6 protein-coding genes are annotated in these 8,148 nt (G+C 68.5%); 2 read left to right on the top strand and 4 right to left on the bottom strand.

Annotated elements, in window-relative coordinates; all coding sequences use genetic code 11:
- Positions 1–399 precede the first annotated feature (399 nt).
- Positions 400–828 (bottom strand): DoxX family membrane protein, encoded by a 429-nt coding sequence (locus BM204_RS21385; RefSeq protein ID WP_091117542.1) that lies wholly within the window; start codon positions 826–828, stop codon positions 400–402.
- A gap of 88 nt (positions 829–916) precedes the next feature.
- On the opposite strand from BM204_RS21385, the gene BM204_RS21380 reads away from it, so the two are divergent.
- On the top strand, positions 917–1,630 hold the full coding sequence (locus BM204_RS21380; RefSeq protein WP_091117541.1) for a helix-turn-helix transcriptional regulator: 714 nt from the start codon (positions 917–919) through the stop codon (positions 1,628–1,630).
- Positions 1,631–1,890: 260 nt separating this feature from the next.
- Entirely contained in the window at positions 1,891–2,880 is a 990-nt protein-coding gene (locus BM204_RS21370; RefSeq protein WP_143099872.1) for a hypothetical protein, read from the top strand.
- Positions 2,881–2,899: 19 nt separating this feature from the next.
- On the opposite strand, the gene BM204_RS21365 is transcribed toward BM204_RS21370, so the two are convergent.
- From BM204_RS21365 to BM204_RS21355, 3 genes are all read right to left on the bottom strand, one after another.
- Positions 2,900–3,262 (bottom strand): HepT-like ribonuclease domain-containing protein, encoded by a 363-nt coding sequence (locus BM204_RS21365; RefSeq protein ID WP_091117536.1) that lies wholly within the window; start codon positions 3,260–3,262, stop codon positions 2,900–2,902.
- Entirely contained in the window at positions 3,262–3,726 is a 465-nt protein-coding gene (locus BM204_RS21360) for a nucleotidyltransferase domain-containing protein (protein WP_218031378.1), read from the bottom strand. The genes BM204_RS21365 and BM204_RS21360 overlap by 1 nt, the downstream gene beginning before the upstream one ends.
- Positions 3,727–4,691: 965 nt before the next feature.
- Complete coding sequence (locus BM204_RS21355; protein ID WP_246166586.1) at positions 4,692–7,832, bottom strand: AfsR/SARP family transcriptional regulator; 3,141 nt, start codon at positions 7,830–7,832, stop codon at positions 4,692–4,694.
- Positions 7,833–8,148 lie beyond the last annotated feature (316 nt).

Raw genomic sequence — 8,148 nt, 5'->3', positions numbered from 1 at the left:
CGACCGTCACCGGGGTGATCGTGGCGCTGTTGTTTGTCACACTGGGCACTGCGATGTCTCCTTCACTTCAACCGGGGGATGGCGTCGTTGCCGACGTCGGCCCGGGAGTGAAGTCACTACGAGGCAGGCCTGTAACGGGTCACAGCCAGAGTCGTTTCAGCGGCACTGGTTGGACATGCTTCTCATCAAGCCATCGTGGTGGGGCCAGGGTCGACGCCGGCCCCCGGACCTGACGGACAGATCCCAGGCAAGACACCCCGAAGAGGTCAGGCGCTTCACGAGTCACGCCCGATCCGGAGGACCACCGTCAACCCTGCCAGCCAGCCCCAGGCCAGCCACCACGAACACTTACAGGCGCTTCACGGAGCCGGCCGAACAGTGCGGACGTGGTGGTGCTGGTCACGCCGTGGCCTTGCCGCGGTCGAAGGCCAGTGCCGCGAGGGCCAGTGCGCCGACGAGGAGCCCGAAGTCCCGCAGTGCGACGTCGTGGTAGTCGCCCACGCTCACCAGGCTCACGATGATGCCGGCGAGCCAGCCCGCGACCACGAGGGCCCCGTAGCGGGGCACGACGGCGACTGCGATACCAGCCACGATCTCGATGACTCCGACGGCCAGCATCGCTTGGCGGGCACTGCCGGGCACGATGTCATTGATCCACGGGGCCAGGTACTTCTCCCAGTCGGTGAGAATGTCGAAGAATTTGTCCAGCCCGAACGCGATCGGGGCGATCGTGAAGACTGTGCGCAGCAGCATGAAGGCTCGGTCGGCGCCGAGGTTCGGGTGGGTCGTGTCGGCGGGGGTTCCGGCCGGGTTGGTCATGATGGCCATGGCCTGTCCTTTCTAAAACAGAAGATACTTTGAATTAGACGCCTCGCAACTTCTTGTGTCAAGAGAATTCTGTTTTAGACTTCGGGTCATGGACTTGAGCGCGCAGGCCGCCGGCATCGGGGCGCTGGCCGATGACACCCGGCGGGCGCTGTATGAGTACGTGTCCGCTCAGGCCGAGCCGGTGGGCCGCGAGCAGGCCGCGACGGAGCTGGGCGTGGCCGTGCACAACGTGAACTTCCACCTTGACCGGCTGGTGACCGAGGGCCTGCTGGAGGTGGAGTACCGGCGCCTCAGCGGCAAGACCGGCCCCGGCGCGGGTCGGCCGAGCAAGCTCTATCGTCGGGCCTCGCGAGAGTTTGCCGTCTCACTGCCGCCACGGCGTTACGAGCTGGTCGGAGACATCCTGGCGGCCGCCGTCAGTTGCGCCGCTGAGGGAGTGCCTTTGGACCAGGCGCTGCACGAGAGTGCCCGCCGCGAGGGGCTCTCGCTGGCCCAAGGCGCGGAAAAGTTCGATCGGGCCGGGTCGCTGCCTGCCTTGGCCCAGGTGTTGCGTAGTCAGGGCTTCGAGCCACAGGTCCGAGATGACGAGGTGGTGCTCTCCAACTGCCCGTTCGACGCCTTGGCTCAGAAGCACACCGCACTGGTGTGCGGACTCAACCAGTCGTTCGTGCAGGGAGTGGCCGACAGCCTCGGCTCCGGCATCACTGCCTGCCTGGAGCCCGAACCCGGCAGGTGCTGTGTCAAGGCGCGTCGTGCGTCGGCGCCCGTACGTCAAGGCGAGCACCCGGGACCCCCGTCATGACCGGCGCGCGCGAGGCCCCCGTGGATGTCGTGCGCCGGTGGGAGACATCCGGCGGCCACTGGCGTGTGCTGAGCCGATCCGACAGCTCGGTCGTGCTGGGCCTGTTCAGCTGCGACGGCGGGGAGGAGATGCACCGTCTCACCGCTGCGAGCGCGGAGCTTGACCCTCTCCTCGCAGGCCAGACCCGCAGTGACGACTGACCGATTGCTGCACAGCCCTCGCGTCCGGCCGACTTGGATCCGAGATCTTCCAGCGTCGTGGTGAACGTGTTCCTGGACGAACGCGGCGTCCTGCTCCCCGACGACGAGCGGCTCCTCGCCGAGCAGTGGCTGTTGGCAGAGCGGTCGGTCCACGAGATCGAGACCGTCACCGCGGGAACCGGGTTCATCGCCCGCGACCTACGCACCGGCGACCGGGTCGAGGTTCGAGAGCGAACCGCCAGCCGCACCCTGAACGCCGGGTCGTTGATCTGCGGGCGGCTCGTGGCCGCCGGAGAGACAACGCAGTGCTTCGGTGGCATGGAGCCAATCGCCTTGCACGAGTGCGTCGAGTTGCTCGAGCTGCTCGACGGCGAACCCGACCCGGATGACCTCGTTTGGTTCCTCTCTCGCCGCTTCGCCCCGCCCGTGCTGCAGAACACCGAGGGTGAGTCGCTCGCCTTCTGCGAGGCAACGCTGCACACCGGCGACCCGGGCGCGCTGGCCGCCGCACTCGACACCGCCTTCGACCGTGACGAGACCGAGCTGCGCTGGTTCGAGCACGTGACCACCCACGGCCTCGAACGCATCCGAGCCACCATCACCCTCGACGACTCGATCGTGCACGTAGAGACCAACAGCGAACCCCGCATGGACCGCGTCCTCGAAGCCCTGCGGGCCCAGCAGCCGGGAGTGCAACTCCTCAACCAGACGCGCCACGCCCCCGACGACCTTCAGGAGGCGATGAGCCGCGCACCGGCCGGTGCGCCAGCCCAGACCCTGGATCCGACCGATCCGCAGATCGCCGCAGCACTCGAGCAGATGGTCCGCGCCCACGAGCGGGCCTGGCTGGACGAGCCGATCCCGGCACTCGCCGGCATCACACCGCGCGACGCGGCCGCCGACCCCACCCGATGCCCCGACCTGATCCGCCTACTCGACAGCTTCGGCCCCGGCGGCCCCGGCGGCCCCGGCGGCCCCGGCGGCCCCGGCGGCCCCGGCGGCCCCGGCGCCATGGACGCCGGCCGGCTACGCGCCCACCTCGGTCTGTAGCGGACAGAACTGAATGAGCTCAGCGGGACTCTTCTTCAATCGACGCCGCAGCAGCCTTGAACAGTTTCTGGAGCGACTGGTTCCACTCGGGCAGGTCGACCGACAGGGTGAGCCAGGTCAACGTGCGGTTGATCTCGTCGTACTGATGAATGATGAAGTTGCCGTTCGCGACAGACAGTGCCCAGTCCACTCCCCTCGGTGCCAGCACCCCGAGCCTTGAGAGCCGGTTGGCCACCTCGCCGAGTGCGATCATCAGGGAGTCGCCGGCTTCCTGGAGGAGGGCGTCGGCGAGGTAGGCGCCCTTGCCCCGCTCGACGATCTCGTCAACCCGGTCGAGCCAGCCCTCGATGTGGAGCAGCTCCTTGGCAGCCTTGCGAACCACTAGAGCAGCACCGCCTCGCGTCTGATGTCGTCATCCAGTTTCGGCTTGAGACCGCCGTAGGAAATCAGGTCGATCTCGCGGCCAAGCACCTGCTCCATCACCTGCTTGAAGCGGATGAAGCCGAACGACGAGGTGCCCTCTGGCGCTTCGATGAGCAGGTCGATGTCGGAGTCCTGACCAGCCTGGTGACGAGCCACCGAGCCGAAGACCGCCAATCGGGTAAAGCCGTGCTCGTCGGCCAGTGATGTGAGGATCGGAGCAGCAGCTTCCACCAGAGCCGCGGGATGCACGTCGTTGAGCTCGGGGGCGAACTTGAGCTGCCGGCTGACCGCTGGCTGGGTGATGCCGAGGGAGTCGACGATCTGGCGTTGGCTCATGCCGACGGCCACCATTGCCCGCAGGGCGAGCACCCGCCGGAGGCGCGCGAGATCCTCGTCGTTTCGGGCGTCGCGGTACTCGGTCAACAGGTCATAAGTCGACCTTATCAAGCAGGGCGGCTCGGGTGCCGGGCTAGAGGTCACCGGGATTCAACCTGCAGGCCACCTGCGCTGCCCGCTCGGCCGCCCGGGCCTTGATCTAACGAACGAGCATGTCGGTACGGCTCCAGCCGGCGATCGCCATCACACGCGACCTATCGAGTCGAGCGAACGGATGCGCAAGGGAGTCGGGGCGTTAGGAGTTGACCGGACGCGTGACGCCGCGGCGCGGTTCGGTTCTTGATGACCTTGGTTCTTGCCGGCTGTCGGCGCCGCAACATCCCATTCATACGGATGCCACCTCAATTCGCGACAGGGTCGCCCCTGACAGCATCACGCTGAGCCCGATGAGTTCTCCGGAGACACTGCCGTCAACCCCCACGACCAGGCCGCGACGATTCATCTCACCTCTTGCGAAGCGGCGGACCTCCGTGACGGACAGCGGCCGGACAGCCGAGAGCAAGCAGGATGCCCGACCGTTCTTGCATGGCCAACGCGGCCACGACCACGGCGGTGAGCCAATTGAACACGATCATCCTGACACCCAGCACCCATTCCACCCGGGTCATCCAGTCCATCTTGATCCCGCCGCACTGCTGGTGCGGTCAGGACCATGAGTACCTCCGTGGCGGCTATTGCCCACGTTGCGGCACAGCGCGAGCAGTCGTCCTACCCCCGCTGGCCCGCGCGAGCTGACCCGCCTCCATGGCCAGGTCCGTGTGCCCCTGGCCGCCGTTCACTTCAGGCATGTGAGTTGTATCGGCAAGAGGCGGGCCACGGCGTCGGCGACTTCCTACAGGTTGGCTCACTCTCAGGCCCACCGTATTCGCGGCGTCGGCTGCCCTGGATGTGGCGCAGTCGCGTGAGGCGGTCGTCGCGGTCCGGGAAGTGGACGTTGTCCGGGCCGTTGGCTGTAGTTCTGCTCCGTCGCTTGTCGGTGCCACCGCGGGAGGTCAGACGTTCGGGACGGGATCCGGCGCGAGGTCGACGATGACGGACTCGAGGTCACGCCGCTCGTGGGGCGGCGCCGGTCGGGCCGAGCGGGTACGCAGCTGGGCCGCCTCGGCGAGCAGGGTAGAGGCGAGCGCGCGGTCCCCCCGCTCGACGGCCAGTCGACAGAGGCCCTCCAGTGCGGTGCTGGTGAGTCCCGGCTCCCCGGCCCGGCGGCCGAGCTCGAGCAGCTCGTCGTACCGCTCACCGGCAGCGGTCACGTCAGCCGCAGCTTCGTCGCACCGGGCCAGGCCGGCGAGTGCGAGCCCCTGGGGCACCGGGGTGCCGAGCTCACCGAACCCGACGTAGGCCTCGGCGAAACGGTCTCGTGCCAGGTCCCACTGGTGCCCGACCTGGGCGATTAGCCCGTGGCCGTAGCAGGCGAGGACCGCGCCGGCGCCGTCACCGACGTGTTCCGACGCGGCGCTCGCCCGGTCGAAGAGCTCCCGGGCGGCCTCTACATCGCCGAGGTGGAGCTGGGCGACTCCGAGGTCGGCCAACGCCCACTGCACAGTGTTGTACACCCCGGCCCCGGCCGCCACGTCGATCGCCTCCTCCAGTACACGTGAGCCTTCGTCGTAGCGGCCGAACTGTCGTAGACCCCAGCCGAGGTGGTACAGGATCGCTGACAGACCCCACGGATCGTCGAGCCCCCGGAACGTCGCGGCGGTCGCACGCCCGATCGAGACCGCGGCGGTCTCGTCCCCGTTCTTGAGGGCGGTCTCCATGCGCACGAAGCCGACGACACCATCGCCCCAGGCGTCACCATCGGCTGCGAACTGTGATTCGGCCTCGCGCAGCAGATCCTCAGCCCGGTCCCGGCCTTGGCCGGTGACCCCCTCGACGGCCAGCAGGACGCGCGACAGGGCGGCACGGGAGTTGTCCCCGAGGTCCTCGAAGATCGCCAGGCTCTCCCGGGCGGTCTCGGCGCAGCGCGGGCTGGGATGCACAAGACAAGCGCGTGGACGCTCCACCAAGGAGACCGCCTGGAGGGCACGGGCCCGCGAAGACGGGCTGCCGTTGTCCGATTCCAGCAGGCGGGACAAGACCTCCCGGCCCTCCAGGTGGCGCCCGAGGTGCCAGAAGAGCCCGAGGGCACCAGCTGTCTCGAGCGCCGAGTCGAGATCCCCACCCGGCCGACCCAGCCACGCGAGCGCGGCCCTAATGTTGGGTTGCTCGTTGCGCAGCTGCTGGAAGGTTTCACGCTGGGCGGGGCCGCGCAGCTGCGGCTCGGCGTCCTGGACGACGTCGCGAAAGTGCTCCGCGTGCCGTTGGGTCACGGTCTCGTGCTCACCGGCAGCGAGCAGCTGCTCGGCGGCGTACTGCCGCAAAGTATCGAGCATCCGGTAGCGGGTCGGGGCCCCACGTTCGACCCCCACCATGGAGCGCTCGACCAGACGGCCGATGGTGTCGAGCACCTCGCCCACCTCAAGACTCGCGTCGCTGACGACGGCTTCGGCTGCGGTCAGGGTCCACCCTCCTTGGAAGACGGCGAGCCGGTTGAACACCCGCTGCTCACGTTCGGTGAGCAACGCATAGCTCCAGTCGACGGTCGCGCGCAGCGTCTGCTGCCGAGCCTCGGCGGTGCGCGCACCAGTCGTCAGGAGCGCGAACCGCTGGTCCAGGCGGCCAGCGATTTCTACGGGTGACATCGTCGCGACGCGGACGCCCGCGAGCTCGAGCGCGAGGGGGATGCCGTCGAGAGCGCGACTGATGCGACCGATCGCGGCGAGGTCCTCGTCACCGAAGACCGTCCCTGGCCGCACCGACCTGGCCCGTTCGACGAAGAGCTGCGCGGCCGGATAGTCCAGCACGCTGCCGACGGGAGTCCCGTCCGGCGGCATTTCCAGGGGGCCCACGGTTATCTGCACCTCGTCGGGGACCGCGAGTGCCTCACGGGTGGTCGCCAGGATCGTCACCTCGGGGCACCGACCCAAGATCTCGTCGATGAAGCCGGCAGCAGCGTCGATGACGTGCTCGCAGTTGTCGACCAGCAGCAGGAGCCGGCGTCGCACCAGGTAGGAGACCACTCGCTCACGTACGTCGCGGTCCCCCACTGCCCCGTCAAGAGGCACACCCAGAGCGTCGGCCACGGCCAGTGGCACCTGGTCGGGGGTATCGACAGAGGCAAGGCGGACCCCGAAGGCCCCGTCGGGGAAGGCATCGGAGCTCCGCACCACGGCGGCGAGGGCCAGGGATGTCTTGCCAGCACCGCCGGGGCCGATCAACGACAGCAGCCGAGCGCCGCGGACAAGCGCTACCAGGGAGTCGAGCTGGTCATCACGGCCGATCAACGGACGCACTACCGTCGGCAAGTTCGTGGGCGAGGTGGCCCTTTCCGCGGCTCGACGCCGGGTGCCGGACACCGCCACTGGCGCTGGCGCCAGATCGGGTTGTGAGCCGAGCGCCTCGTCCTGGCGCAACACGCGTTCGTGCAAGGACCGCAACGTGAGGGAGGGCTCCAGGCCCAGGGACTCGTCGAGCACTTCGCGGGTGCGGCGGTATGCCTCGAGCGCCTCCGCCTGTCGGCCACTGCGGTACAGGGCCACCATGAGCAGTCCGGTGAGCGACTCGAGGGTCGGATCGTGTGCGACCAGGGGTTCGAGGTCGGCGACGACCTCCGCCTGGCGGCCGAGCGACAGCGCGATCTGAGCACGCTCCGTGAGCGCGGCCAGCCTGAGCTCGGCGAACCGAGCGGCCTCGACGGTGGCCCACTGCTCGGCTGCGAAGTCACTGAGTGCATCGCCGCGCCACAAGGCCAGAGCCTCGTCGTACGCCTCGAGGCAGGCCTCGTCGGCCCCGGCCGGATCAGCGGCGGTGCGCCCCCTGGCCGCCCGCACGCGGGTGACGAAGTCGACGGCGTCGACCGACCCGGGATCGACGTTGGCGCGATAGCCCACGCCTTCGCGGGTGACTGCCTGCGGCACACCTATCGTCTTCAGACTGCGCCGCAGCTTGGAGACCCGGACCTGCAGAGCGTTCATCGGATCGACTGGGAGTGACGATTCCGACCAGAGTCGGTCGACCAGCATGGTCGCCGGAATCGTCCGGCCGGGTGAGAGCAGGAGCTGAACCAGGACCGCGCGCTCGGCAGCGCCAGGCATCCCCACAGGGTGCCCTTCGACCAGGATCTCCATCGGACCCAGCAGCCGGAAGCGCACGTCCATGGCTCTCTCCTTCGTCACCCTCGGGTCATGGTGTCGCAGCGGTGGGGCTGGAGCAATGACCCGATGGCCCGTCGACTCCGGTCCCTGGTGAAGCCACGCCCCGGCGGAGGGGGTGAGATCCGCCGGAGCGTGTGCTCAGACGGCCACCGAGTAGCCGGCCTCCCCAACTGCCACGTAGGTCCCGACGGTGCTGCACACGAGGTCCGTTCCTTTCGTTTTTGCGGGCGGAGATAACGGTCCGATTCTTGCTCGG

The organism is Nocardioides psychrotolerans, assembly GCF_900113685.1.
GTDB classification, from domain to species: domain Bacteria; phylum Actinomycetota; class Actinomycetes; order Propionibacteriales; family Nocardioidaceae; genus Nocardioides; species Nocardioides psychrotolerans.
This window is presented reverse-complemented; position numbering and strand designations above follow the sequence as displayed.

Excerpts from the sequence above, each read along its gene's own strand:
- BM204_RS21355 (WP_246166586.1), bottom strand. The coding sequence starts at position 7,832 with ATGCCTGGCGCTGCCGAGCGCGCGGTCCTGGTTCAGCTCCTGCTCTCA.
- BM204_RS21380 (WP_091117541.1), top strand. The coding sequence starts at position 917 with ATGGACTTGAGCGCGCAGGCCGCCGGCATCGGGGCGCTGGCCGATGAC.
- BM204_RS21385 (WP_091117542.1), bottom strand. The coding sequence starts at position 828 with ATGGCCATCATGACCAACCCGGCCGGAACCCCCGCCGACACGACCCAC.